This window comes from Methylobacterium sp. Leaf466 (genome assembly GCF_001425565.1).
Lineage (GTDB): Bacteria > Pseudomonadota > Alphaproteobacteria > Rhizobiales > Beijerinckiaceae > Methylobacterium.
In genome coordinates this window covers 1-24,479 of record NZ_LMRC01000003.1, presented here as the reverse complement: position 1 = coordinate 24,479, position 24,479 = coordinate 1, and the positions used below count along the sequence as shown (strand labels likewise).

At 69.5% G+C, this 24,479-nt stretch carries 31 protein-coding genes, 4 tRNA genes and 1 pseudogene; 13 read left to right on the top strand and 23 right to left on the bottom strand.

The window, feature by feature from the left end; translation table 11 throughout:
- Positions 1–7 precede the first annotated feature (7 nt).
- The 3 genes from ASG59_RS03130 to ASG59_RS03120 all read right to left on the bottom strand — a co-directional run bounded on the left by ASG59_RS03130 (position 8) and on the right by ASG59_RS03120 (position 2,219).
- On the bottom strand, positions 8–577 hold the full coding sequence (locus ASG59_RS03130; RefSeq protein ID WP_056406954.1) for a F0F1 ATP synthase subunit delta: 570 nt from the start codon (positions 575–577) through the stop codon (positions 8–10).
- Positions 578–916: 339 nt separating this feature from the next.
- A complete protein-coding gene (locus ASG59_RS03125) occupies positions 917–1,612 on the bottom strand; it encodes a DsbA family protein (RefSeq protein WP_056406952.1) in 696 nt (231 codons plus the stop codon).
- 208 nt (positions 1,613–1,820) lie between these two features.
- Entirely contained in the window at positions 1,821–2,219 is a 399-nt protein-coding gene (locus ASG59_RS03120) for a DUF3597 domain-containing protein (RefSeq protein ID WP_055882325.1), read from the bottom strand.
- A 294-nt stretch (positions 2,220–2,513) separates the two neighbouring features.
- On the opposite strand from ASG59_RS03120, the gene ASG59_RS03115 reads away from it, so the two are divergent.
- From ASG59_RS03115 to ASG59_RS03105, 3 genes are read left to right on the top strand one after another with little or no spacing between them, the layout of a single operon-like run.
- Positions 2,514–3,542, top strand: coding sequence for an ABC transporter substrate-binding protein (locus tag ASG59_RS03115; protein ID WP_056281777.1), 1,029 nt, complete (start codon positions 2,514–2,516; stop codon positions 3,540–3,542).
- A gap of 5 nt (positions 3,543–3,547) precedes the next feature.
- Positions 3,548–4,300 (top strand): ABC transporter permease subunit, encoded by a 753-nt coding sequence (locus ASG59_RS03110; RefSeq protein ID WP_055882331.1) that lies wholly within the window; start codon positions 3,548–3,550, stop codon positions 4,298–4,300.
- Positions 4,297–5,073 (top strand): ABC transporter ATP-binding protein, encoded by a 777-nt coding sequence (locus ASG59_RS03105; RefSeq protein ID WP_056407022.1) that lies wholly within the window; start codon positions 4,297–4,299, stop codon positions 5,071–5,073. Before ASG59_RS03110 ends, ASG59_RS03105 begins: the two co-directional genes overlap by 4 nt.
- 58 nt (positions 5,074–5,131) lie before the next feature.
- Here ASG59_RS03105 and ASG59_RS03100 read toward each other — a convergent pair whose 3' ends face one another.
- From ASG59_RS03100 to ASG59_RS03090, 3 genes are all read right to left on the bottom strand, one after another.
- A complete protein-coding gene (locus ASG59_RS03100; protein WP_082528598.1) occupies positions 5,132–5,653 on the bottom strand; it encodes a hypothetical protein in 522 nt (173 codons plus the stop codon).
- A 144-nt stretch (positions 5,654–5,797) separates the two neighbouring features.
- The gene (locus tag ASG59_RS03095; RefSeq protein WP_055882337.1) at positions 5,798–5,983 is read right to left on the bottom strand and encodes a hypothetical protein; all 186 of its coding nucleotides are present in this window, start codon (positions 5,981–5,983) and stop codon (positions 5,798–5,800) included.
- Between the two features lie 177 nt (positions 5,984–6,160).
- Positions 6,161–7,969: an adenine deaminase C-terminal domain-containing protein gene (locus tag ASG59_RS03090; RefSeq protein WP_056406950.1), complete on the bottom strand. Its 1,809-nt coding sequence runs from the start codon at positions 7,967–7,969 to the stop codon at positions 6,161–6,163.
- Positions 7,970–8,253: 284 nt separating this feature from the next.
- On the opposite strand from ASG59_RS03090, the gene ASG59_RS03085 reads away from it, so the two are divergent.
- Entirely contained in the window at positions 8,254–8,511 is a 258-nt protein-coding gene (locus ASG59_RS03085) for a hypothetical protein (RefSeq protein WP_055882343.1), read from the top strand.
- 63 nt (positions 8,512–8,574) lie between these two features.
- Here the strand turns inward: ASG59_RS03085 and ASG59_RS03080 are convergent, their stop codons facing one another.
- The 5 genes from ASG59_RS03080 to ASG59_RS03060 all read right to left on the bottom strand — a co-directional run bounded on the left by ASG59_RS03080 (position 8,575) and on the right by ASG59_RS03060 (position 10,674).
- The gene (locus tag ASG59_RS03080) at positions 8,575–8,793 is read right to left on the bottom strand and encodes an alkylphosphonate utilization protein (protein WP_056406948.1); all 219 of its coding nucleotides are present in this window, start codon (positions 8,791–8,793) and stop codon (positions 8,575–8,577) included.
- A 15-nt stretch (positions 8,794–8,808) separates the two neighbouring features.
- Positions 8,809–9,024 (bottom strand): hypothetical protein, encoded by a 216-nt coding sequence (locus ASG59_RS03075; protein ID WP_055882350.1) that lies wholly within the window; start codon positions 9,022–9,024, stop codon positions 8,809–8,811.
- Between the two features lie 81 nt (positions 9,025–9,105).
- Positions 9,106–9,804, bottom strand: coding sequence for a hypothetical protein (locus ASG59_RS03070; RefSeq protein WP_056406946.1), 699 nt, complete (start codon positions 9,802–9,804; stop codon positions 9,106–9,108).
- Between the two features lie 7 nt (positions 9,805–9,811).
- Positions 9,812–10,189, bottom strand: coding sequence for a hypothetical protein (locus ASG59_RS03065; protein ID WP_055882356.1), 378 nt, complete (start codon positions 10,187–10,189; stop codon positions 9,812–9,814).
- A gap of 41 nt (positions 10,190–10,230) precedes the next feature.
- Positions 10,231–10,674, bottom strand: a complete 444-nt coding sequence (locus ASG59_RS03060) for an OsmC family protein (protein ID WP_056406944.1) — start codon at positions 10,672–10,674, stop codon at positions 10,231–10,233.
- A 266-nt stretch (positions 10,675–10,940) separates the two neighbouring features.
- On the opposite strand from ASG59_RS03060, the gene ASG59_RS03055 reads away from it, so the two are divergent.
- The 6 genes from ASG59_RS03055 to ASG59_RS03030 all read left to right on the top strand — a co-directional run bounded on the left by ASG59_RS03055 (position 10,941) and on the right by ASG59_RS03030 (position 15,725).
- Positions 10,941–11,369, top strand: coding sequence for a PAS domain S-box protein (locus ASG59_RS03055; protein ID WP_056406942.1), 429 nt, complete (start codon positions 10,941–10,943; stop codon positions 11,367–11,369).
- A 117-nt stretch (positions 11,370–11,486) separates the two neighbouring features.
- Entirely contained in the window at positions 11,487–12,737 is a 1,251-nt protein-coding gene (gene frc, locus ASG59_RS03050; protein WP_055882368.1) for a formyl-CoA transferase, read from the top strand.
- 207 nt (positions 12,738–12,944) lie between these two features.
- Positions 12,945–14,150: an HPP family protein gene (locus ASG59_RS03045; protein WP_055882370.1), complete on the top strand. Its 1,206-nt coding sequence runs from the start codon at positions 12,945–12,947 to the stop codon at positions 14,148–14,150.
- A 290-nt stretch (positions 14,151–14,440) separates the two neighbouring features.
- Positions 14,441–14,812, top strand: a complete 372-nt coding sequence (locus tag ASG59_RS03040) for a CBS domain-containing protein (protein ID WP_244475613.1) — start codon at positions 14,441–14,443, stop codon at positions 14,810–14,812.
- 178 nt (positions 14,813–14,990) lie between these two features.
- Complete coding sequence (locus ASG59_RS03035) at positions 14,991–15,272, top strand: hypothetical protein (RefSeq protein WP_055882375.1); 282 nt, start codon at positions 14,991–14,993, stop codon at positions 15,270–15,272.
- Positions 15,273–15,539: 267 nt separating this feature from the next.
- Positions 15,540–15,725, top strand: a complete 186-nt coding sequence (locus tag ASG59_RS03030; RefSeq protein ID WP_055882378.1) for a hypothetical protein — start codon at positions 15,540–15,542, stop codon at positions 15,723–15,725.
- Positions 15,726–15,853: 128 nt separating this feature from the next.
- Here ASG59_RS03030 and ASG59_RS03025 read toward each other — a convergent pair.
- From ASG59_RS03025 to ASG59_RS03015, 3 genes are all read right to left on the bottom strand, one after another.
- A tRNA-Gly gene (locus tag ASG59_RS03025) sits at positions 15,854–15,928 on the bottom strand.
- 137 nt (positions 15,929–16,065) lie between these two features.
- Positions 16,066–16,542, bottom strand: coding sequence for an NUDIX domain-containing protein (locus ASG59_RS03020; RefSeq protein ID WP_056406940.1), 477 nt, complete (start codon positions 16,540–16,542; stop codon positions 16,066–16,068).
- A gap of 7 nt (positions 16,543–16,549) precedes the next feature.
- A complete protein-coding gene (locus tag ASG59_RS03015; protein WP_056406938.1) occupies positions 16,550–17,248 on the bottom strand; it encodes a fumarylacetoacetate hydrolase family protein in 699 nt (232 codons plus the stop codon).
- A 163-nt stretch (positions 17,249–17,411) separates the two neighbouring features.
- Here ASG59_RS03015 and ASG59_RS03010 point away from each other — a divergent pair, with 163 nt between their 5' ends.
- The 3 genes from ASG59_RS03010 (at position 17,412) to ASG59_RS03000 (ending at position 20,820) form a co-directional block, all read left to right on the top strand.
- The gene (locus ASG59_RS03010) at positions 17,412–18,842 is read left to right on the top strand and encodes an FAD-binding oxidoreductase (RefSeq protein ID WP_056406936.1); all 1,431 of its coding nucleotides are present in this window, start codon (positions 17,412–17,414) and stop codon (positions 18,840–18,842) included.
- Between the two features lie 286 nt (positions 18,843–19,128).
- A complete protein-coding gene (locus tag ASG59_RS03005) occupies positions 19,129–19,422 on the top strand; it encodes a DUF2218 domain-containing protein (protein WP_055882391.1) in 294 nt (97 codons plus the stop codon).
- Positions 19,423–19,551: 129 nt separating this feature from the next.
- Positions 19,552–20,820, top strand: a complete 1,269-nt coding sequence (locus ASG59_RS03000; RefSeq protein WP_056281760.1) for an aminopeptidase — start codon at positions 19,552–19,554, stop codon at positions 20,818–20,820.
- Positions 20,821–20,914: 94 nt separating this feature from the next.
- On the opposite strand, the gene ASG59_RS02995 is transcribed toward ASG59_RS03000, so the two are convergent.
- The 9 genes and pseudogenes from ASG59_RS02995 to ASG59_RS19690 all read right to left on the bottom strand — a co-directional run.
- Positions 20,915–20,988, bottom strand: a tRNA-Gly gene (locus ASG59_RS02995).
- A gap of 5 nt (positions 20,989–20,993) precedes the next feature.
- A tRNA-Arg gene (locus tag ASG59_RS02990) sits at positions 20,994–21,070 on the bottom strand.
- Positions 21,071–21,252: 182 nt separating this feature from the next.
- Positions 21,253–21,951: a 50S ribosomal protein L1 gene (rplA, locus tag ASG59_RS02985; RefSeq protein ID WP_055882397.1), complete on the bottom strand. Its 699-nt coding sequence runs from the start codon at positions 21,949–21,951 to the stop codon at positions 21,253–21,255.
- A 13-nt stretch (positions 21,952–21,964) separates the two neighbouring features.
- Entirely contained in the window at positions 21,965–22,414 is a 450-nt protein-coding gene (gene rplK, locus ASG59_RS02980; protein ID WP_055882399.1) for a 50S ribosomal protein L11, read from the bottom strand.
- Between the two features lie 212 nt (positions 22,415–22,626).
- Positions 22,627–23,160: a transcription termination/antitermination protein NusG gene (gene nusG / locus ASG59_RS02975; RefSeq protein ID WP_055882402.1), complete on the bottom strand. Its 534-nt coding sequence runs from the start codon at positions 23,158–23,160 to the stop codon at positions 22,627–22,629.
- 65 nt (positions 23,161–23,225) lie between these two features.
- Complete coding sequence (gene secE, locus ASG59_RS02970; RefSeq protein WP_056281757.1) at positions 23,226–23,528, bottom strand: preprotein translocase subunit SecE; 303 nt, start codon at positions 23,526–23,528, stop codon at positions 23,226–23,228.
- A 219-nt stretch (positions 23,529–23,747) separates the two neighbouring features.
- Positions 23,748–23,824: transfer RNA gene (locus ASG59_RS02965), tRNA-Trp, on the bottom strand.
- On the bottom strand, positions 23,823–24,263 hold the full coding sequence (locus ASG59_RS20245) for a hypothetical protein (protein WP_156399091.1): 441 nt from the start codon (positions 24,261–24,263) through the stop codon (positions 23,823–23,825). Before ASG59_RS20245 ends, ASG59_RS02965 begins: the two co-directional genes overlap by 2 nt.
- Positions 24,264–24,379: 116 nt before the next feature.
- Positions 24,380–24,479 (bottom strand): annotated as a pseudogene (locus tag ASG59_RS19690) (elongation factor Tu); the annotation flags it as partial.

Sequence of the window (24,479 nt, the reverse complement as noted above, 5' to 3'; positions counted from 1 at the left end):
GCGGTCCTCAGGCTTCCCGCATCGCCAGACGAATACCGTTGAGCTTCGTCCGCAGGGACGCATCGACCATGCGGCTGCCGATCTTGACCACGAGGCCGCCGATCAGGCTCGGGTCGACGTGGAGGTCGAGGTCGATCTCCGCGCGGGCGACGTCGCGCAGGGACGCCTTGATCTCCTCGACCACCGCCTCGGACGGCCTCTCGGCGACACGCACCTCGGCGCGCACGATGCCCTTCGACTCCCGCACCAGCACCCGGAAGGCGCGGATCATGTCGGGCAGCGCGAACAGGCGGCGGTTGGCGGCCGAGAGCCTGATGAAGTTGGCGCCGAGCCCGGTGATGCCGGCCTTGTCGAGAATGGCGCCGATGGCGGCGGCCTGTTCGGCACCCGTGAAGATCGGGCTGCGCACCAGGCGCATCAGGTCGGGGCTCTCCTTGAGCATGGCGTCGAAACGCTCGAGCCCCTGGGCCACCGCATCGACTTGGCGCTCCTCGCGGGCCAACTCGAACAGGGCCGAGGCGTAGCGCGCGGCTACGCCTGCGACCGGGGAACCCGCCTCGGAACTGGTCTGCGCCACGCGGCCGCTCTCTCTTCTAATCCAGCCTGCACGTTCCGACCCAGAAGTCGCCATCATGTGGCGTCGGCTCAGGAAACGTCGGCGATGGGAATGTCTCGGACCTAAGAGGGCGCAAACCCCCTCTACCGAAGCGGCGTCGCCCTACCATGCGGTCTCTGGACGCGCAAGGCGAGGCTTGGAGGCGGAGGCCTGACGGCGAGGTCCCGGCGAGGCGGCTAGATCGACCCGGCCATGCGCGCCGGATGAAGGCCGGCGTCGCAAACGTGTCGGCATGGTGGCTGGATCGCGAAAACCGTGTCCTCGCCGGGACGGCGGTCGGGCTTTCTGTGGACTTTCCGGTCAGCAGGCGATGCGGTCGCAGCGGCGCTGGGCGGCGATCATCCGCGCCAGGGCCTTGGGGCCGGGATGGCCGAGCAGCGCGGTGTTCCCGAGCACGTAGGAGGGGGTGGTCGACAGGCCGAGGTCGGCCGCGATCCGCATCTGGCTGTTGAGTGCGAGCCGAACCTCCTCGCTGTCGCCGATGCCCTCGATCTCCGCCGCCGGGAGGCCGAGCTTTGCCGCCGCCGCCAGGGCGGAGAGCCCGTCGATCCGGCCGGGCCTGGCGAGCAGGCCCTGGTAGAGGCTCCATGCGGCGGCCGAGCCGAGGCGCTTCTGGACGGCCAGCGACACCTTCGCCGCTTGGGCCGATTGGACCGACAGGATTGGGTTGTTGATGAGCCCGATCCGCAGGGCCGGATCGCTGGCTGCGAGGGAGACCAGGTCGGCCGCCGCCTTGCGGCAGTAGGGACAATTGTAGTCGAAGAACTCGTAGAGCGTGACGCCTGCGTCGCGGGGCCCGATATAGGTGACGCCGCGCAAGCCCTCGATCTCCCCGACGATCTCGCCCGGCAGCCGGGTGTTGGCGACCGGCCGGCCCTCGTCGTTGTCCACCTTGAACGCCTGTCCATACCCTTGTGCGCGGGCGAGGCCGGCCAGACCCGTCGTCGCCACGAGGCCGGCGGAGCCGGCGAGGATGCGCCTGCGCGAAACAATCATCGGGTGCCACGGGTTCGCCAGCCGGGGAGGTTCGGCCGGCGGGGTTTTAGCGACGGTCATCGGAGCGGGATAGGGGTGATCCGCCAGCCCGTCCGCCTCGTGAGGGTCGACCCGCGATCCCTGGCCCCATGCCTCGCGGATCGGCCGTACGGATCGATGCGCGATCGCGTCCTCTCCTTTCGCGATGAGGAGAGGACGCCGGAAGAGATCAGTCCTTGAGATCGGCCGGCACCTTGCCGCCGTTCTCCTCGAGCTTCTTGATCACCTGCTTGTGCAGCCAGACGTTCATGGAGGCCGAATCGTCCTTGTCGCCGGTGTAGTGGAGCTCGTCGGCGAGCGCCTTACGGGCGGTGAGGCTCGAATCGATGTCGAGGAGCTTCATCAGGTCGACGATCGAGGTGCGCCAGTTGAGGGTCTGCCCGTTCTTGGCGGCCATTCCGTTGAGCACGGCTTCCACGTCCACCGGTTCGCCGGAGGCAGTGGCCGGTGCCGCGCCGCCCGCGGGGGCCGCGGTGCCGGTGGTGGCGTCGGCCGGCTTGGCCTCCGCCGTCGCGCCGCCGCCGAAGGGATGGAGGATCTTGCTGACGATGCTGCCGAGAAAGCTCATGGCGGTAGTCCTTGTGATTAGGAATCGGCCGCGAGGGGGGTGCCGCCGATGTCCTGTCTTAACGGTATCGGACCGAGGCCGTTCCGGAGCGCCGTCTCCGCCTGGCGAAGAAAGCCGGCGCGGCCGGGCCCGGAGGGAGAAGGCCCTTCCCGATCGATCGTCCCAAGCCGAGCCGGACGCACGCGGGTGTTTGAGGAATCCCCCGGCTGTGGCATGGCCGGGCTCGGTCCTTCGCGGGCCAGCCTCGCCCAACCTTGCCTCGCCTCGACCTCGCCTCGAAAGCCGGACTTCCCGATGCGCCCTGCCCTCCCCGTCCTCGCGACGATCCTGACCGCCTTTGCCGGGCTTCTGCTCGCCGCGCCGGCCAGTGCCCAGACGGCGCCGATCCCGGTACGCATCGGCGTCATCCCCATCGTCGGCGCGGCGCCGATCTTCGTGGCCGACGGCGAGGGCTGGTTGAAGGAGGCCGGCTTGAAGCCGACCTTCACCACTTTCGAATCCGGCCCCAACATGATCCAGGCGCTGGCCTCGGGCACCATCGACGTCTACGTCGCCGGCATCGCGCCGCTGGCGGTGGCCCGTACCAAGGGCATCGACGTGCGGGTGGTGGCCGCCACGGCCATCGAGGAGATGGTGGTCGTGGCCGGCCCCAAGCTCGCCCCGTATTTCGCTGGAAACGCCGACAAGGCGCAGGCCTTCGCGCAGTTCAAGGCCAAGGAGGGCCGGGCCGCCCGGCTGGCCACGCAGCCGCCGGGCTCGGTGCCGCACACCACCCTTCAGCATTGGCTCTGGCAGGTCGCCAAGGCGGCGAAATCGGATGCCGAGGTGGTGCCGATGGGCATCGACGCCACCCAGCAGGCGATGCTGGCCGGTGCCGTCGACGGCGCCGCCCTGCGCGAGCCGGCGCTCACCATCGTCCAGAACCGCAACCCGGCGATCACCCTCGTCGCTACCGGCGGCGAGATGTTCCCCAACCAGCCCGGTACGGTGGTCGGGGTCTACGGCGCCTTCGCCGACAAGAATCCCGCCGCCATCGAGGGGCTGGTGAAGGCCCTGGTCAAGGCCACCGACCTCCTGAAGTCCGACCCCGCCCGTGCCGCGGTGCCGGTGGAGGCCGCCCTCGGCAAGGGCATCACCGATCTCGCCACCATCCAGAAGGCGATCACCTCGCCGGCGGCGAAGTTCACCGCCGATCCGCGCGCGATCATCGACGCGACGAAGGCGATGCAGGCCTATCAGGTCTCGATCGGGACGCTGGAGAAGGACATCCCCACCGAGGGGCTGTTCGATGCGCGCTACTACGAGAAGGCGGTCGCCCGCTGACGCCGATGGCCCGCCTCACCCCGACGCTGCTGGCGGCCGCCGGCCTCCTCGCCTTCCTGGCGTTCTGGGAGGCGATGCCGCGGCTGGGCCTCATCAACCCGGCCTTCCTGCCGCCGCCGAGCACGATTCCGGCCGCCTTCCTCAAGGAGATCCGGCTCGGGGTCTGGTCGGAGGCGGTGGTCTCGAGCCTCAGCCACTACGTCGCCGGCCTCGGCGTCGGCGCCGCCGCCGGGGTGGCGCTCGGCATCCTGGTGGGGATGTCGCGCGGCGTCGAGGCCGCCACCGCCTGGGTGGTGCGGCTGCTGCGGCCGATCCCCGGCCTCGCCTGGGTCCCCTTCGCGATCATCTGGTTCGGGGTGCAGCCGGAGGCGGCGGTGTTCATCATCGCCATCGGCGTGTTCTGGATCGTGTTCTTCGCGACGCAAGGCGCGGTGCGCGGGGTCGACCGCGACCTCATCGAGGTGGCGCAGGCCTTCGGTTTTCGGTCTCCGTTGTCGCGGCTCACCAAGATCGTGCTGCCGGCCGCCACACCGGGCATCCTCGTCGGCCTGCGCACCGCGCTCGGCCAGGCCTGGATGGCGGTGGTGGCCGCCGAGATCTTCGGCGTGCCCGGCGTCGGTGCGCGCATGATGCAGGCCTCCAGCCTCCTCTCCACCGATATCGTGGTCGTCTACATGCTCACCATGGCCGGCCTCTACGGCCTGTTCGACACCGCCTTCGTCGCCCTGCAGGGCTGGCTGCTGCGGTGGCGCCCATGACCGTTAACGCCATCACCTCCGACGCCATCGTCACCATCACGTCCCTGAGCCTCGCCTACGAGCGCGAGGGCCGGCGCAACGTCATCCTCGAAGGTCTCGACCTCACGGTCCGGCGCGGCGAGTTCGTGGTCATCGTCGGCGAGTCCGGGGTCGGCAAGTCCACGGTCCTGCGCGTGCTGATCGGTCTCGCCCGCCCCAGCGGCGGCAGCGTCCGCCTCGACACCCGGCCCGACTGCCGCACGCCGATGGCGCTGGTGTTCCAGGACGCCCGGCTGCTGCCGTGGCGGCGGGTGGCGTCCAACGTCGCCTTCGGCCTCGAGGGCTCCGGCCTGTCGGGCGCTCAGCGTCTGGAGAAGGCGCGCGAGATGCTGGCCCTGGTCGGATTGTCCGATTTCGCCGACCGCTGGCCGCACCAGCTCTCCGGCGGCCAGCGCCAGCGGGTGGCCATCGCCCGGGCGCTCGCCGTCGACCCCGACGTGCTCCTCATGGACGAGCCGTTCTCGGCGCTCGACAGCTTCACCCGCGAGGGCCTGCAGGAGGAACTGCAGCGCATCCAGGCGCGGACGGCCAAGACCATCCTGTTCGTCACCCACGACATCGACGAGGCGGTGACCCTCGCCGACCGGGTGGTGGTGCTCGCCGGCTCGCCCGGCCGGGTCGCGGCCGACATGACCATCGCCGTACCGCGCCCGCGCCGCCGCCGCGACGGCGCGCTGCTCGAAGCCGCCCGCCAACTGCGGGCGGAGTTGTCGGGCCGGTCGGCCGAACTCTGATCCACCGTCGAAGACCGCGATCGGGCGAGACGATCACCCGGCCGCGGTCGAAGATCCGTCAGTCGTCCAAGTCGCGACGCTGCCGGCGCGGACGATCGTCGTCCTCGTAGGAGCGACGGCGCGGCTCGTCGTCGTACCGGCGGCGCGGCTCGTCGTCATAGGAGCGCGCGCGCGGACGTTCGTCGTCCCTGTCGCGCCGGTCGCGATAATCGCCGCCGCGGTCGTCGCGGTCGCGGCTGCGATACCCGTCGCCGTCGTCGCCACGATCACGCCCGCCCCGGCGACCCTCGGCGACCTTCGGCGCGTACCAGCACATCTTGTTGGCGACGCCCGGCGCCGGATCGCCGAAGGAGCCGACGTTGCAGGGCACCGTTCCACCCTGCGGGAACGGGCGGCCGTTCGTCTTGCCCTTGATGCCGTAATAGACGTTGGTGGGATGCGGCATCCGGCAGACCTCGCCGTCCTGCGCGCAGGGAACCAGGTTCTGGGTATCGAGCTGGGCCGAGGCCGGGGCGTAGCCGCCGAGGGCCGGTCCGAGAAGCGTCGCCGCGAATGCAAAGGCGGCTGTCTTGAAATGCACGATCGTGGTCCTCCCGAGGTCGCTGGCGCCGGTGCCGCCTGTTCCGTCCGCGCCTGGGGTGGCGAGACGGCGAAGCGATAGCACGGACGCGCCGGTTCGCGCGCCCGGGTCGTAGACCCGTTCCGGAGGTCTTGGCCGCGCCTCTCAGGTGCGCTGCGCGCCCTCGGCTTCGCGCGCCGGGGCGCAGATCTGCGGCGAGACCTTGTCGAGGTGGACGCAGGCGTTCTGGAGGTACCAGGTCCGCAGCCCGGGCTGGGTCGGGGCGACATACATGGCCACCAGGACGAAGCCGGCGACGGCGATGATGATCAGGAGAAGGAGATTGCGCATGGGGTCGGTTCCGGCAGGCGGGACCCGCGCTGCGTGCGGCTCGCCCGCCCCGCATACCCGATTCCCTAAGATCGATGGTCCTTCCGGCGACGGCCGGTCTCGGCCCCATCAACGCGCCACGCCCGAAAACGACGCAGGTCCCCGCCGCGAAATTCCCGCCACGCCGGCCGGACGGGCTCAGGCTGCCTCGAACAGCGGCACGATCCGCATGCCGGGCACCAGCACGAGGCCCTTGTCGGTGATGCGGATCTCCGGGATGACCGAAAGCGGGATGAGGTTGAAGCCCATGTAGGGAATGCTGCAGCCGGCCGCCTGCCAGGCCTCCTTGAGCACCCGCACCTCCTCGGCCACGATCCCAACCCGCTTGTCGGACAGGAGCCCCGCCACCGGCAGCGGCACCGAGGCGACGACCCTGCCGCCGGCCACCACGCAGACGCCGCCCTGAGTCGCGGTCACCGTGTCGAGGGCAAGGCGCATGTCGGCTTGGTCGAGGCCGGCGACGATGAGATTGTGCGAATCGTGGCCGACGCTGCTCGCCACCGCGCCCGCCTTCAGCCCAAAGGCGCGCAGGAGCCCGTGCGCCACGTTGCCGGCGCCGCCGTGACGCTCGATCACGGTGACGAAGGTGCAGTCGTTCTGAGCGAGGGTCGACGCCCAGTCGGGTCCGGGCTGCAGCGTGAAGCGCTCGTGGACGAGCTCGATGCCCGGCAGGGTCGTGCGGATGGCGTTGACGAGGCAGGGCGCCGCCGGCAGTGCGGGGACGAGGCTCGGCAGCGGATCGGGCAGGTGGATCGTCGCATAGGCGGGCGCCGGATAGCGGTAGGGTCGTGACAGGGCCTCGTCGAGCACGGGCGTGATCCGGCGGTTCTCGACCACGCATTCCCCGCCGTACCAGGTCGATTGCGGAACGAGGTCGTCGTCGAGGAGCACGAGGTCGGCCCGGCGCCCGCCGCCGAACCCTCCGATCTCGCCGTCGAGGCCGTAACGGGTGGCCGGGTGGAGCGAGCCCATCGACCAGGCCTGGACCGGCGGAATGCCCATGCGCACCGCCTCGCGCACCACCCAGTCGAGCCCGAAGGCGAGGAGGTCCTGCGCGTCGCGGTCGTCGGTGCAGACGCAGACGCGCTTGGCCGCCGCCTTGAGCGCGGTGATCGTGCCGATCGCCTCGGGCAGGCTGTGCCAGGGGGTCGTCGGCGGGCCGCCGCGCAGGAAGATCCAGAGACCGGCCTCCAGGAGGTCGTCGGCGATGTCCTGGTCGATGGCCTCGTGGGTGTCGGTGACGCCACTGGCCGCATAGGGCGCGACGAAGCTGCGCCCGTAGATGTGGCCCGAGACCGGCCGTCCCCGCTCCAGCGCGGCGGCGATGATGGCGTGCGCCCGCGCGTCGCCCTCGGCCACCGCCACGAAATCCATCTTCTCGCCGAGCCCGACCGCCTCCGGCCAGGCGTCGAACAGGGCCGCGATCTTGGCCGCCGTGAGGTCGCCCCCGGCGGTCTCGAGCTCGGCCGAGGTCGCCGGCACCGTACTCGGCACCGTGAGGTAGATGTTGAGCGGGGCCTCGCGGGCGTCCTCCAGCATCCAGGCGATCCCGTCGGCATCGCACACGTTGCCGATCTCGTGGCTGTCGCAGACGATCGTGGTGGTGCCGTTGAGGAGGGCGGCCTCGGCGTAGGCGCAGGCCGTCACCATGCTGCTCTCGATGTGCAGGTGCGGATCGACGAGGCCCGGCGCCAGGAGGCCGCCGGCCACATCCCGGCGCGGGGCGGCCCCGCGGTGGCTCCCGGCGGGATGCACGGCGGCGATGCGCCCACCGGCGATCCAGACCTCGCGGTCGGGCAGGATGCGCTCGGAATAGGTGGAGAGAAGCCGCGCGCCGGTGATGACCAGGTCCGGGTCCGCGCGGCCCGCCGCGACGTCGGCGAGCCGCCGCGTCATCCGGCTCAGGGGCTCCACGGAGAATCGGGTCAGCGCGCGTGGTCGGGTCATCGGGACTCCCGGGTCTGGTGACGTCGCGGATGGCGCACGCATCGTGCCATGCGCGGCGTCGCAGAACGGCAACGCCGGCCAGCGAAACGCCGCATGGAATTGCAAAATCGGCGCGCCGTCACCATCTGCCTGCTATGCCGATCGCGACCACAGTCGCTCGATCGGTGACGGCCACGAGACCGGGTGGCATCGGGTGACGCCGGATGTACGCGCACCCCCCGCCCGACATCCGTGGCCGTCGGCGTTTCTCCTCATTCTCCACACGTATCGTCCGAGTATCCGCCATGGCCAAACGCACGAAATCCAAGCCGCAGGAGCGGGGCTCCGTCCTGTTCGACGTCCTGTACGAAGACGAGTCCCGCGCCTCCAACCGGCGGGTGCCGATGGAGATTCTCGGCGGACTCGACGGCGACGAGCCGGCCCGCGAGATCATCGAGGAGCAGGACCGGGTCATCGCCGAGAAGTCCGGCCGGCCCAAGCGTGAGATCAGGAGCCTGACGCGCTCGCCGCCCCGGGCGCCGACCGCCGTCTCCGACGACTGATCCCGTCTTCGACGCGCGTCGAGCGGGATCGCGAAGCGACGACACGGACCTTGGACGATCCCCTCAGGCCTTCTTCAGGAACTCGGCGCGCAGGACGAGACCCTTCACCTTGTCGGTGCTGCCTTCGATTTCGGCGACGTTGCCGGTGAGGCGGATGCCCTTGACGAGGGTCCCGCGCTTCAGGGTCGTCGAGGTGCCTTTCACCTTGAGGTCCTTGACCAGCGTGACGGAATCGCCCTCGGCGAGGCGGGTGCCGTTGGCGTCCCGGGTCTCTTCACTCACACAGGGTCTCCTCGCTCACAGGTCGGCTTCGGTCTGCGGCGACATGTAGGGGCGACCGGCCTCCGCCAGGGCCCGGTCCACCGCCTCGATGGCGAGCAGGATCCGCATGAAATCCTCGGCGGCCGAGGCGGCCGCCAGCTCGCTGGATCCGATGCGCTTGGCGAGCGCGCTGCGCTGGCGGGCGAGGCTGGCGCGTGCCCGCTTCATGTCGGCGACCTCGTCGGATGTCATGGGGTACCCGTTTTGAATGCGTCGCCGCTGTGCCTGCGGCATGCTCGTGTCCGGCCCGCGAAGGCCGAGACGATCCCGCTGCTATGGCACGGCGTCCGCCCCGTCGGCGAGCAGGAAGATCACGGCCTTCTCGACGACGGTGGGATCGTAGGCATGGGGCCCGTCGTATTCGACGTAGGTGAGGTCGTAGCCCGCCTGTTCCAGCTTGGACTTGTGGAAGCGGGCGCTGCGATCGATCGGGATCTGGGTGTCCTGCGTGCCGTGGGAGAGGAAGATGCGCGGCGCGCCCGTCTGGAGATGGACCGAAAGGAAGCCCGCCGAGGAGGCGACGAGCCGGGTCACCAGATCGCCGTTGGCCAGCCCCATCGACAGGGCGTAGCTGCCGCCGTCCGAATGACCGGCGAAGGCCAGGCGGGTCGGATCGAGTAGGTAGCGCGACGCCACTGCGGCCAGCGCCGTGTCGAGCCGCTCGCGGTCGGGGCCGTGGCCGCCGATCACCAGGTCCCAGGTCGGGAACAGGGATTGCGGCGCCAGCAGCAGGAAGCCCTTCGCCAGGGCGTGGGCCTCGAGCATCGGCAGGATCTTCTCGGCGCTGCCGCCGCCGCCGTGGAACAGCACCACCAGGGGCGTCAGTCGGCGCGGATCGACGCCGGGCGGGACCACCAGGACGGCGTCCCGCGTCTCGAACAGGCCGAGGGCATAGCGCCCCGGGGGCAGCGCCGGCTCTGTCGGGAGCCGGTGGACGAAGGTGAGGCGTCCGGTGAGCGTCGGCGCGATCATGCGGCCCTCACGCCTTGTCGCCGCCCGGCATCGGCTTGATCTTCAACTGATCGATCACCCATCGCCAGCCGCCCCCCTCCTGCTCGCGGGCCGTCTCCACCGAGAGGGTCCCGTTGGGAAGCCGCGCGAAGGTCATGGCGATCGGTCCGTTGCGCAGGGCCGGCAGGGCCTCCGCGCTCGGGAAATGCGAGCGCCGCGACAGGAGGTCGGTGTAGAAGCGCCGGATCTCGTCGTGGCCGGTGGCCACGACCGCGCCGGCGGCGAGCAGAGCGCCGGGCTCGTAGAGTGCCACCAGCCCCTCGACGTCGCCCGCGTTGGCGCGCTCGTTAAAGAGCCTAGCCAAGTCCTCGGGGGCCTGCGCCGGCGAACGGTCGGTGGTGCTCATGTGTCGGTCCTGGGATGTCGGGAATGACGTCGGCGAAATGGTCACTTGAGCCGCTGGCCGGCGGCATCGTCCACCGCGACGCTGACGGGGATGCCGGCCTTCACGCTCTCGGACACGGTGCAGAACCGTTCGAACTGCTCCAGGACCTTGCCGATCCGCGGGACCGCCTCGGCGGTGGCGCCGAGCCGGATCGTCACGGCGATCCCGGCGATCCGCAGCCGTCCCTCGGCGTTGCGCTCCATTTGGCACTCGGCCTGGGCCTCGATTCCGTTGAGGTCCTGCCCGAATTTGCCCGAGGCGAACATCAGGCTGGCGCACAGGCAGTTGGTGACGCCCGCGACCATGATCTGCTCGGGGAACGGACCGTGCCCGCCGCCGAACGGCTCGGCCTCGTCCACGAGCAGGCCGGGATGCGCCTCGCCGAAATCGACCATGAAGCGATAGCCGTCGATCTGCTTGATCCTGATCCTGGGGCCGTCCGCCATCCGGGCGCTCCTCGATGGGTCAGACGGGCCGTTCCCGACATCGGTCTCGGTTGACAACCCGTCATTGCTGGCATACCAAATACCAGCAACGGAAGGACATGACAATCAACGCGGCGACGATGTGCCGGCAGCGACGGTCATGGCCCGGCAACTGGAGGAGACGACACGCATGCTGACCATCGGCATCTGTTTTCATCGTCCCGGAAGACGGCCTTCCCCGCCGTCCGCAGCGACCCTCGACCGATAGGGACGCGTCGGGCGAGGCCATGGCACAGGCGATCGATTTCGAACAACTGGTGACGGCGACGGGCGACGCCGTTGTGGTGTCGGATGCCAACGGGGCCATCGTCGTCTGGAACCCCGCCGCCGAGCGCATCTTCGGGTTCACCCCGGAGGAGGCGATCGGTCGGTCCCTCGACCTCATCACCCCGGAGCGCCAACGCCAGCGCCACTGGGACGGCTACGCCAAGACCATGCGGACCGGCGTCACCCGCTACGGCGCCGACGTCCTGCGGGTTCCCGCCCTGCACAAGGACGGCCACACCCTCTCGATCGCCTTCACGGTCGGGATGCTGCGCGGCCCCGACGGGGTCGTCACCGGGATCGCCGCGATCATCCGCGACGAGACCAAGCGCTGGACCGACGAACGCCAGATGCGCCAGCGCCTGGCCGAGCTCGAAGCCCGCGTCACCTGAGACCATCCGGGCGAGGCCGGCCCATCCGCCGATCCTCGGCCAACATCACGACCCGGACCGAACCGGGCGCGACACCACCCGACCGACCCGAACAGAATTGACAGGGAGAACGCCGACATGACCCAGCCGCTCGAAGGGATCAAGATCATCGATTTCACCCACGTCCAGGCGGGTCCGGCCTGCACGCAGTTGCTGGCCTGGTTCGGCGCCGACGTGATCAAGGTCGAGCGCCCGGGTTCCGGCGATGTCACCCGCACGCAGCTTCGGCACGTCGAGGACGCCGACGCCCTGTATTTCACGATGCTCAACTCGAACAAGCGTTCGTTGACCCTCGACACCAAGACGGCCCAGGGCAAGGAAGTCCTGGAGAAGCTGATCAAGGACTCCGACGTGATGGTCGAGAACTTCGGCCCCGGCGCGCTCGACCGCATGGGCTTCTCGTGGGCCCGCATCCAGGAGCTCAACCCGGGCATGATCCTCGCCTCGGTGAAGGGGTTCTCGGACGGCCACCATTACGAGGACCTCAAGGTCTACGAGAACGTGGCGCAGTGCGCCGGTGGCGCCGCCTCCACCACCGGTTTCTGGGACGGCCCGCCCACCGTCAGCGCCGCCGCACTCGGTGATTCAAACACCGGCATGCACCTGGCTATCGGCATCCTCACCGCGCTCCACCAGAAGAACAAGACCGGCAAGGGCCAGAAGGTCGCCGTGTCGATGCAGGACTCCGTGCTCAACCTCTGCCGCGTGAAGCTGCGCGACCAGCAGCGCCTCGACGCGCTGGGCTACCTCGAGGAGTATCCCCAGTACCCCCACGGCGAGTTCTCGGACGTGGTGCCGCGCGGCGGCAACGCCGGCGGCGGCGGACAGCCGGGCTGGGTGCTCAAGTGCAAGGGCTGGGAGACCGACCCGAACGCCTACATCTACTTCACCATCCAGGGCCATGCCTGGGCGCCGATCTGCAAGGCGATCGGCAAGCCGGAGTGGGAGAAGGATCCGGCCTACAACACCGCCCGTGCCCGCCAGGACAAGATCATGGACATCTTCGGCACGATCGAGGAGTGGCTGGCCGACAAGACCAAGTTCGAGGCGGTCGACATCCTGCGCAAGTTCGACATCCCGTGCTCGCCGGTGCTGTCGATGAAGGAGCTCTCGGTGGACCCGTCCCTGCGCGCCAGCGGCACGGTGGTCGAGGTCCAGCACCCTAAGCTCGGCTCGTACCTGACCGTCGGCAGCCCGATCAAGTTCTCGGACATGAAGGTCGACATCAAGGCCTCGCCGCTCTTGGGTGAGCACACCGACGAGGTCCTGCGCGACCTCGGCTACACCGAGCAGCAGATCGAGATGCTTCACCAGGAGCACGCTGTCTGAGGCCGCTGCGAGGCTGAGGGCTCTACGCCGCCGGGCCGCCGGCCCGGCCGGCGGACAGGCCTGATCGCACGAGACGATTGACGCGGCGCGCCTTTACCGAGGCGCGCCGTCGTCGTTTCTGCAACTGTCGCGCACGGCCGCCGTCGTCGCTGCGCGGCCGGACGCCGAATCGACACCCCGCCCAGACAACCGAGGTCCATCCCGCCGATGCACCCGTTCCTGCGCCACCTCATCCCGGATGCGAGCCCGCTGAGCCGGCGCGAACGGATCCGCTCGGCCGCCGGCGCCCTCGTCGGCATCCTCGTGACCGGACTGGCGAGCCGGGCGGCGCTCGGGCCCGGAACGGCGCTGCCGGCCCTGATCGCGCCGATGGGCGCCTCGGCCGTTCTGCTGTTCGCTGTCCCGTCGAGCCCGCTCGCCCAGCCGTGGTCGATCCTGGGCGGCAACCTCGTCGCCGCGTTGGTGGGCGTGACCGCCGCCCGGACCGTATCCGATCCGACCCTGGCCGCGGCCCTGGCGATCGGCTGCGCCATCGCGGTGATGATGGCCCTGCGTTGCCTGCATCCGCCCAGCGGCGCCGTGGCCCTCACCGCGGTGCTCGGCGGCCAGCAGATCCACGACCTCGGCTACGGCTTCGTGCTGTGGCCGGTGGGCGCGAACTCGCTTCTGCTCCTGACCGTCGCGCTCCTGTTCAACAACCTCACCGGCCGTGCCTATCCTCAGGGCCCGGCCAAGGCGCCGCGCGTCCAGGCCGCCACCGCCGCATCGCCCTCGGGCCGCGCCGGCATCACCGCCGCCGACCTCGACGCGGTCCTCAGGGACTACGACCGGCTGCTCGATGTCGGCCGCGCCGACCTGGAGGCGATCCTGCTGCGCGCCCAGATCCTGGCGCACCGGCGCCGGCCCGGCCAGGCCACCTGCGCCGACCTGATGACCCGGGACGTGATCGGGGTGGCGCCCGAAGCGCCCCTGGCCGAGGCCCTCGACCTCCTGCGCCGCCACCACGTCAAGGCGCTGCCGGTGACGGACGAGGCCGCGCGCATCCTCGGCATCGTCACGCAGACGGACCTCCTCGACAAGGCCGTGTGGGAGCGCGCCGGACCCCGGCTCGGCCTCGCGCGCCGGATCCGCCTGACGCTGATGCGGGGCCGAGCGCCCCACGGCTGCGTCGAGGACATCATGACCGCCCCGGTCAGGACGGCGCGGATGGAGACGCCGGTCTCGGACCTTGTCCTGTGGATGTCGCAGGGTGGCCTCCACCACCTGCCCGTGGTCGGCGCGGACGGGAGGCTCGTCGGGATCGTCTCCCAGACCGACCTCGTCACCGAACTGCTCGCCGACGCCGGCCAGCGGGCCCGCCCCGCGAGCGCCGAGGACGCGCCCGTCGCCATGCCGGCCTACGCCGGGGCCTGACCCGACGAGTCCGGCAGAAGGGCTCGCGCCCGAGCCTTCGGCGACGATCGCGGCATTGCAGCATAGTGCCGTCTCGGGCGCAACGCGGGATCGATCGACGGTCGGGCACCATCACGGCTCGTCGGGCCTTCGGTCGCAACCCGAGCCGACTTCACGGCGACCGGAGAAATAACGCCACCCCGAGGATTGACAGGCGATAACTGGTATACCAGTCTTTTCGCGACCAAGAAGAAGAACGGGAGGCGGACATCGTGGGTGCGAGCCTACAGGCCGGCGGTGCGGCACCTCGCATGCGTTACTTGCGCATGGATCGCTCGGTGCGGGACGCGGTCTCGCTCCTGGCGCAGCCCGATGTCGATGCCATCGTCGTGATCGACGGGGGGCGCCCGGAGGACGGGTCCATCGTCGGGATCGTCACCGAGCGCGACATCTTCCGGGCCATGGCGACCGGCGGCCTCGAAATCCTCGACGGACTGGTCTGGATGATCACCAAGACCGATTTCGTGTCCGTGGACGTGACGATGCCGCGCGCCGAGCGGTTGGCCCAGTTCTGCACGCATCGGACCGACCAGATCGCGATCATGGACGGTTTCGCACTCAAGTCCGTGCAGAGCATCTGGGACTGCGTCGCGGCGCCGTGCCCGGATCCCGGCCCGGCATGACCTGCCATGCGATGGCGCTTCCCACCGACGCCGTTGTCCTTTCGGGCTGGTCGACTTAATTCATGCATAGGCTTGCGAGAGAGCGGAGCGCCGCCGGGTCCGCGCGCGACGCGCCGCCAAAGACATGCCGCCAAAACGTGCTGCCGAAGACGTGCCGCCAGAAAAGGGATGCCCAGCGATGAGCTATCTGACGATCCTCGAATGTCCGGTCACGTACAACGACGCCGACAGCTACGAACAGTCGAGCATCGACATGTGCCCGACCGTGGGCATCACGCAGGGCCTGGTGAGCCGCCACGTCAAGGTTCAGGATTCCAGGCTCCTCGTGGTCTGCATCTGGAAGGACCGCGCGGACAGCGAGCTGGTCTTCGACACCGAGTGGTACGCCAAGGCTGAGGAACGGTGGGGAAGCGATTACCAGCTTCGCCTCGAAACGCTTGGCGCCACCAGCGCCGCTTGAGACCTGCGCACGGGGAAGGCGCCGCCGTGTCCGTCCCCGGACAGGAACGCGCGAAGCCGCGTCCGCCACGTCGTTCCTGAATGCGAGACCCCGTGCCTGGTCGGCATCGGTGGATCCGGCGAGGGGTGCCGCCTCGGCGCCACGAGGGCTGCAGTCTTGCGGAGACGACAGCCGGCGTTTCGGGGAGGCGGCCGATCCTGACGCGGGCATGGGCCCCTCTGCGCGGCGAGGCCCCCTCGTCCCGGCGATCACTTTGAGAGCGATACGATGTCGTCTTCCTACAACACGTTGGTTCTGTACGGTTTCCTCCTGATCGTCGGAGGCTTGCTCCTGGCTCTGAGGGCGCGGCGCGCAGTCGACGGCCCGGCGAAGAGCAAGTCCCTTTCCCTCGCGGGCGTCATCGTCGTCAGCGGTCTCGGCTTCTGGGCCGCCAGCATCCTGATGGACACGTAGTCGCCCGGGTTCGTCCTCGGCGGCCCCGCGCGGGCGTCGGCGAGCCCCTGGCCGTCACGAGCACCACCGGAAACGACAAAGGCCATCCGAAGATGGCCTATTGATCGCTGTCGATTGTCGAGATGAATTGGAGCGGGCGAAGGGATTCGAACCCTCGACCCCAACCTTGGCAAGGTTGTGCTCTACCCCTGAGCTACACCCGCTCACAAACCGCGCCGCCGAGAGAGTGTCGCCCGGCGGCCCCGGACGGCGTCTCTAAACACCATTCCGACGGCCGTGGCAAGCGCCGAAATCGCCCGGATCGTAGCCGGCGCGTTTTCTCCTGACGTTTCGCCCACGATCACCAGACCGCGGCCGGAGGCAGGCCGTGACGGATCTCGTCGAGACGATCGCGGGTGGCGCGGGTGGTCTCGGCGGGAAGGGCATCGAGCGGGAAGAAGCCGCAAGCGGCGATCTCCCGGTCCGGCGCCTTGTCCCTCAGGACGGTGAAGACCGGCGCCACGAAGAGCGCGACGTGGTCGCGGCCGGCGCTGGCGCGGTTGTGGTGGAAGCCGTGCAGCCGCAGGGGCACGGCCGGGTCCACCGCGATCTCCGCCTCCTCCCGGAACTCCCGTGCCATGGCGGTGGGCGCGTCCTCGCCGGGCTCGATGCCCCCGCCCGGCAGGTGCCAGCCGGAGACGTAGGTGTGGCGAACGAGGCAGACGCGGCCCCGGTCGTCGATGGCCGCACCGCGGACCCCCAGCGTCATGCCGCGCTGGACGAGGGCACCGAGGTGGAACAGCCTCCGAAAGAGGGGACGATCGAGGAGCGGGGGCACCGGGCGCTCAGGTCACGACGAGGCTGATGGCGCCCAGCCCCGCCACGGCCGCCGTCATGGTCTGGCCGCGCGCGACCGGGCCGACGCCGGAGGGCGTGCCCGTGAAGACGAGATCGCCCGGCGCCAGGGCGAAATAGGTGGAGAGCAGAGCGATCTGCTCGGGCAGCGACCAGATCATGTCGGAGAGGTCGCCGGTCTGGCGCCGCTGGCCGTCGAGATCGAGGGTGATCGCCCCGGCCGAGGGATGCCCGACCGCCTCGGCCCGGTGCAGCGGGCCGATCGGTGCCGACAGGTCGGAGGCCTTGCCGAGGTCCCAGGGGCGCGCCAGTTTCTTGGCGTCGTCCTGGAGGTCGCGCCGGGTCATGTCGAGGCCGATGGCGTAGCCGTAGACATGGGCCAGGGCCCGCTCCGCCGGGATGTCGCTGCCGCCCTCCCCCAGGGCCGCCACCAACTCCACCTCGAAATGGTAGTTGTCGGTGCGCGGCGGATAGGGGTGCTCGGCGGTCGCCCCGGGCGAGACCACCTGCAGGGTGTCGGCCGGCTTCATGAAGAAGAACGGCGGCTCGCGGTCGGGGTCGGACCCCATTTCGCGGGCGTGCGCAGCGTAGTTGCGGCCGATGCAATAGACCCGGCGCACCGGAAAGAGGTCGTCGCTGCCGACGATCGGCAGGACCACCCGAGGCGGGTTGGGGATGACGGACAGCATGGGATGGCCTCACGGCGGGAGATCGCGGCGATCCGCGACCGGATGGGATGATCGGCCCGCCTGCAAAGGCACGGCCATCGGGCTATCATAGGCCTCGCGCATCGAGGCGTCAGCGCCGGTCTTCGTAACCGGTCGATCCCGCTCCGGAGACGGAAAAAAGCCCATGACTTCACCCGCGACGCTGCTGGCGACCCTGTCCGAGCGACTGGGAGGCCGCCACGTCCTCACCGAGGCAGACACCATGGCCCCGGCCATGGTCGAGTCGCGGGGGCTCTACCGGGGCCACGCCCTCGCCGTGGTGCGCCCTGCCGATACCGCCGAGGTCGCCTTCGTCGTCGCGGCCTGCGCCGAGGCGCGGGTGCCGGTGGTGGCGCAGGGGGGCAACACCGGCCTCGTCGGCGGTGGCGTGCCGGAGGGCGGCATCGTGCTGTCGCTGGTGCGGCTCGACCGGGTCCGGGCCCTCGATCCCGTCGGCTCCACGATCACGGTGGAGGCCGGGGTGACGCTGGCCGACGTGCAGGCCGCCGCCGACGGCGCAGGGCTGCTGTTCCCGCTCTCGCTCGCCTCGGAGGGGTCGTGCCGGATCGGCGGCAACCTCGCCACCAACGCCGGCGGCACCGCCGTGCTCGCCTACGGCAACACCCGCGACCTGACCCTCGGGCTCGAGGTGGTGCTGGCCGACGGCAGGGTCTGGAACGGGCTCAAGGCCCTGCGCAAGAACAACGCCGGCTACGACCTCAAGCACCTCTTCGTGGGCTCCGAGGGAACGTTGGGCATCGTCACCGCCGCGGTCCTCAAGCTGTTCCCGAAGCCGCATGCGAGGGCGGTCGCCTTCGTCGGCCTCGCGTCGCCGCAGGCGGCCCTCGCCCTGTTCGAGCGCCTGCGGGGCGCAGCCGGGGCTGACCTGACCGCCTTCGAATACATTCCCCGGTTCGGGCTCGAGATCGTGCTCAAGCACCTGGCGGGCGCCCGCCGGCCCCTCGACGGCGAGCACGCCGCCTATGCGCTCATCGAACTCTCGGCCACGCGCCCCGACGCCGCCCCCGACGACGAGCTCACGGCGTTGCTGTCGGGCGCCATCGAGGAGGGGCTCGTCGACGATGCGACCATCGCGTCGAGCGGGACGCAGGCCGAGGCGCTCTGGGCCCTGCGCGAAAACCTCTCGGAGGTGCAGGGCCGGGAGGGTGGCTCGATCAAGCACGACGTGTCGGTGCCGCTCGGGCGCCTCGCCGATTTCCTGGACGAGGCCACCGCCGCCTGCGAGGCCGCGATGCCGGGCCTGCGCGTCTGCGCCTTTGGCCATTTCGGCGACGGCAACATCCACTTCAACCTCAGCCAGCCGGTGGGCATGGACAAGGCCGCCTATCTCGCCGAATGGGGTCGCTTCAATCGCATCGTTCACGACATCGTGCAGGCCATGGACGGCTCCATCGCCGCCGAGCACGGCATCGGCCGGATCAAGCGCGACGAACTGGCACGCTACGGCGATCCCGTCGGCCTGGATCTCATGCGTTGTCTCAAGAAGGCGTTGGACCCCAACGGCATTCTCAACCCCGGGAAGGTCATTCCCTCCGAGGGAGCGTCCGGGTGTTAGGCGGCGGACCACCCCGAGACGGCCTCATTCTCTACCCAGACTTGAGGCCGGACCAAAAACTTTCCACGCCGACGAGGGATTGTGCGTCGCACAAATCCGGGTGACACTATCATATGCATTGCAGCGGAAGGCGGGGGATTGCGGCGGGTCCGTTAGCCCCCCGTTAACCGGCGGGACACCATTTTCGAAGGCGTGACCCCGCCCTGGATGTCCGGTTTTCGGATCCGCTGCACCGCCGTTGTCCGGACCGATCCGGATCGCGGCCTGACCGTTAGGAGACGACGTGATGCCGACTTCCCAGGCCCGTGTGCCCACCGCCGAGGCCACCCGCTACCTCAAGCAGCTGTGCCGGCACTGGAGCCACAAGTTCCCCGTGGAGACGACGGACGCCCATGGCACTGTGCCGTTCGGCGAGGACCGGGTCTGCACCTTCGAGGCCGAAGCCGACGCCCTGCTGATGCGGGTGGTGACCCCTGACCCGGCCGGATTGACCCGCCTCGAGAACGTGGTCTCGGACCACCTGCTGCGCTTCGCCTTCCGCGAGAACCTCGGCGAGATCCGCTGGTCTCGCGCTGCTTGACCTGTCGCCCGGCCCGCTGATCTTCTAGGGCATCGGACCGAAAGGTGGTTGCCGGCGCTCGGAAGACCTCCGATTCGCCGGACCCATCTTCATCCCCGTCGAGGGGAAGCCAAGCGGCAAGGTTGAGCGATGACGAACGAAGCGGGGTTTGCCGTGGCGAACGGGCTCAGCCACGAGGAGCGCCTCGCGCGCCTGGCCCGGGTAGCGGTCAACGTCGGGCTGGGCCTCAGGGCGGGCCAGGAGCTGGTGATCACCGCTCCGCTGGAGACGGTGCCCCTCGTGCGGGCCATCACCGAGGAGGCCTACAGGGCCGGTGCGTCCCTCGTCACGACCTTCTATTCCGACGATGCCGCCACCCTGGCACGCTTTGCCCATGCCCCCGACGCGGCCTTCGACGTCGCCGCGGGCTGGCTCTACGCCGGCATGGCCGAGGCCTATCGCAACGGTGCGGCGCGGCTCGCCATCGCGGGTGACGACCCGTCGCTCCTGTCGGGGCAGGACGCGGCCAAGGTGTCGCGCGCCAACCGCGCCCGCTCGAAGGCCTACGTTCCCGCCCTCGAACTCATCGCCAACTTCTCGATCAATTGGACCATCGTATCGGCGGCCACCCTGCCCTGGGCGCGGACGGTGTTCCCGCACGATCCGGATACGATGGCCCTGGCCAAGCTGTGGGACGCGATCTTCGCCGCTTCGCGCATCGACGGTGACGATCCGGTCGCCGCCTGGGAGGCCCACAACGCGGCCCTGCGCGCCCGCACCGAGACCCTGAACCGGCACCGCTTCGCCGCCCTGCGCTTCAAGGGGCCTGGCACCGACCTGACGGTGGGTCTCGCCGACGACCACGAATGGTGCGGCGGCGCCTCGACCGCCCGCAACGGCGTCGTCTGCAACGCCAACATCCCCACCGAGGAGGTCTTCACGACGCCTCACAAGGCGCGGGTGGACGGGTTCGTGACCAGCACCAAGCCGCTGTCCTACCAGGGCACTCTGATCGAGGGCATCACGGTGCATTTCGCGCAAGGGCGGATCGTCGAAGCCTCGGCCCGCACCGGCGGCGACGTCCTCGCCAAGGTGCTCGACACCGACGAGGGCGCCAGGCGGCTCGGCGAGGTCGCCCTGGTGCCGGCGTCCTCCGCGATCTCGGCCTCCGGCCTCCTGTTCTACAACACCCTCTACGACGAGAACGCGGCCAGCCACATCGCGCTCGGCCAAGCCTACAGCAAGTGCTTCCGCAACGGCGGCGAAGGCATGAGCGAAGAGGATCTGGCAGCCCGCGGCGCCAACCGCAGCCTGATCCATATCGACTGGATGATCGGCTCCTCGGAGGTCGATGTCGACGGCCTCACCCTGGAGGGCCGCGCCGTGCCGGTGATGCGCGCGGGCGAGTGGATCGACTAGCGGACGGCGCGTTATCGCAGCCCAGCCCCGGGTGTTGGTCGCCTTCGACGAAGCCGATGGCGTTAGCGCCGATTCATCTGAAGGATGTCGAAGGTGGAGCGGGTACCGGGAATCGAACCCGGGTATTCAGCTTGGAAGGCTGCTGCTCTACCATTGAGCTACACCCGCATCTTTGGCGCACCCGACACGATTCGAACGTGTGACCTTTGCCTTCGGAGGGCAACGCTCTATCCAGCTGAGCTACGGGTGCTGACCGGGGGCAGGCATAGCCCATGACGTGGGCCTGTGCAACGCCGATTGCCCTGGTCGACCATGACGGCGACGACGCCCGTTGCTTCGAGGCTGGAACACACGAAAACGCCCGGCCGCAGGGCCGGGCGTTGACGAACGTCTCGAACGGCGATCCCGGCGTACCGGGACGCCGGTTCCCGGTCAGGCGCCGAGCACGCTCGCCGGCTCGACCTTGACGCCGGGGCCCATCGAGGAGGTCACGGCGACGCGCTGGATGTAGGTGCCCTTGGCGCCGGCGGGCTTCGCCTTGGCCACGGCATCCGCGAACGCCTTGATGTTCTCGACGAGCTTGTCGGCATCGAACGAGACCTTGCCGATGCCGGCGTGCACGATGCCGGCCTTCTCGACGCGGAACTCCACCGAGCCGCCCTTGGCGCCGGCGACGGCACCCTTGACGTCCATGGTGACGGTGCCGACCTTCGGGTTCGGCATCAGGCCGCGCGGGCCCAGAACCTTACCGAGGCGCCCGACGAGGGGCATCATGTCCGGGGTCGCGATGCAGCGGTCGAACTCGATCTTGCCGCTCTGGACGATCTCGAGGAGATCCTCCGCTCCGACGATGTCGGCGCCGGCGGCGCGGGCGTCATCGGCCTTGGCGCCGCGGGCGAACACAGCCACCCGCACCGTCCGGCCGGAGCCGTTGGGGAGGTTGCAGACGCCGCGGACCATCTGGTCGGCGTGGCGAGGGTCGACGCCGAGGTTCATCGAGACCTCGACGGTCTCGTCGAACTTGGCGCTGGCCTTGTCCTTCACGAGCTTGATCGCTTCGTCGATGGTGTAGAGCTTGAGCGCGTCGATGCCCTCGCGGGCGGCGCGGATACGCTTGCCTTCGTGTGCCATGGTACCCTCCCCCTCAGGCGACGATGTCGAGGCCCATGGCTCGCGCGGAGCCACGGATCATCGCGACGGCGGCATCAACCGAGTCGCAGTTCAGGTCGGGCATCTTCTTCTCGGCGATCTCGCGAAGCTGGGCTTCGGAGACCTTGCCCACCGTCGGGCCCTTGCCCGGGGTCTTGGAGCCGGAGGCCGGCTTCTTGCCGATCTTCAGGCCGGCGGCCTTCTTGAGGAAGAAGGTGACCGGCGGCTGCTTCATCTCGAAGGTGAAGCTGCGGTCCTGGTAGGCCGTGATCACGACCGGGATCGGCGTGCCCTTCTCGATCTGCGCGGTCTTCGCATTGAAGGCCTTGCAGAATTCCATGATGTTGAGGCCGCGCTGACCGAGCGCGGGACCGATCGGCGGCGACGGATTGGCGGCGCCGGCCGGGACCTGAAGCTTCACGTAACCCGTGATCTTCTTCGCCATGGGGACTGCTCCCAAAGAAATGTCCGCCGCCCGGCTGCCTGGAGCACGGTCGGTTCGGACGGTTGCAGGTCGCGGTGCGGACCGTGGACCCCGGCGGCGAACCGGGCGGACCTCCCGCGTGTGATGGGGCGAGTAGAGAATGGCGAGTAGCGAGTAGAGGGCGCGCGGCCGTCCCTATTCGCTATTCGCTACTCCCTATTCGCTCCTTACGATCAGGCCTTCTCGACCTGGGCGTATTCCAGTTCCACCGGAGTGGCGCGACCGAAGATCGAGACGGCGACCTTGAGGCGCGAGCGGCTCTCGTCGATTTCCTCGACGGTACCGTTGAAGGAGGCAAAGGGACCGTCGGCGACGCGGACGATCTCGCCGATCTCGAAGGAGATCGAGGGCTTGGGCCGATCGACGCCTTCGGCGACCTGGCCCTTGATCCGCTCGGCCTCGGCGTCGGGGATCGGCACCGGCTTCGACTTGTCGGCACCGAGGAAGCCGGTGACCTTGGGGGTGTTCTTGATGAGGTGGTAAACCTCGTCGGTGAGGTCGCATTTCACGAGGACGTAGCCGGGGAAGAACTTGCGCTCGGCATCGACCTTGCGGCCGCGGCGAACCTCCACGACCTTCTCGGTCGGCACCATCACCTCGTCGAACAGCTCGAGCAGGCCACGCTGGGCCGCCTGGTCCTTGATGGACTGCGCGACCTTGTTCTCGAAATTCGAGTAGGCGTGGACGATGTACCAGCGCTTCGACACGGTTCTCACCAAATCCTGACGTCGGTCGGCCCGGGCACCAAGCGCCGGACGGGCCGAGGAATGCGTTAGGCCCCGACCCCGAGGATCAGGGTCACGAGGTAGCGCAGAACCTGATCCACCGCCGTGAAGAACAGGCTCGCGGCGACGACCATCACGAAGACCATGATCGTCGTGACGACGGTCTCCTTGCGGCTCGGCCAAGTGACCTTGCGGCCCTCGTCCCGGACCTGGCCGAAGAACTCGAACGGCCCGACGCGCTTGGGTGCGGGCCGCACCGGGGGCGTCGCCCGGGGGGGCGTCGGAGACGACGGACCACGCGCGTTGCCGCGCGCCGCCTCGATTTTCTTCGTCGCTTCGTTCGATGCCATGGCGCTAACAGCAGAGGGGATCGGGCCGGGACCGAAGGGACGCGCCGTCCACGGCACTGGGGGAGCCAGCAGCGGCAGCATCCATCGCTCTCGGAATGGAACCGCTCTATCGCAAGTTTAAAGGCTTGTCGACTGGGCGGGTTCGTCGAACGCACCGGAGCCGGGATCTGGTCGGATCATCCCGTGTGGTGGTCGACGCGGCACGTGACGGTGCCGAACTGGCAGGAGTGGAGGGACTCGAACCCGCAACCTCCGGTTTTGGAGACCGGCGCTCTGACCAGTTGAGCTACACTCCTACGCGGCACGCTCCATGCCCCAACATCGCGCCCGACGCAAGGGAGCCGGGCCCCGCTCGTGCAGATTCACCGCCCGATGCGCGTTCGAGTTTGCGCCTGGCGATCCGCTCGACGGTCGCAGGATGGCGGCGTGGCGCTGTGCATCCTTCAGACCGGCGACGCTCCGGCGGATGTTGCCGAGGAGGGCCGCGAACCGACCGAGGACGATGTGCTCGGGATCGTCATCGTCGAATGTGACGGCGGCGGCCGGTACGTCGCTGCACAGGATCGAGAGGACGTCCTCCCGAAACGCCGGAACGGTCGCGCGACCCTGGGACCAGCGCGCGTTGCCCGATGAGCTTTGCGCGCCCGCCGGTGCTGCCAGGGTCGATAAGGCTGCCGCCGGGATGGCGCGCCCGGAGGGCCCATCGGCCACCGGTCGCGACGAGATCGACGCCATGAGACGGCCTCGCGGCCTGCAATCCAGGGTCCGAGAACAACGACGCCGACGACCCGTCAAGGCGGGTCGCCGGCGCGATCGTGGACAACCGAAGGTGGATCCGGTTGGCTCCGGCCTCAGTCGTTGATGGCGGCGACGACGCCGGCGCCGACGGTGCGACCGCCCTCGCGGATGGCGAAGCGCAGCTTCTCTTCCATGGCCACCGGCACGATCAGG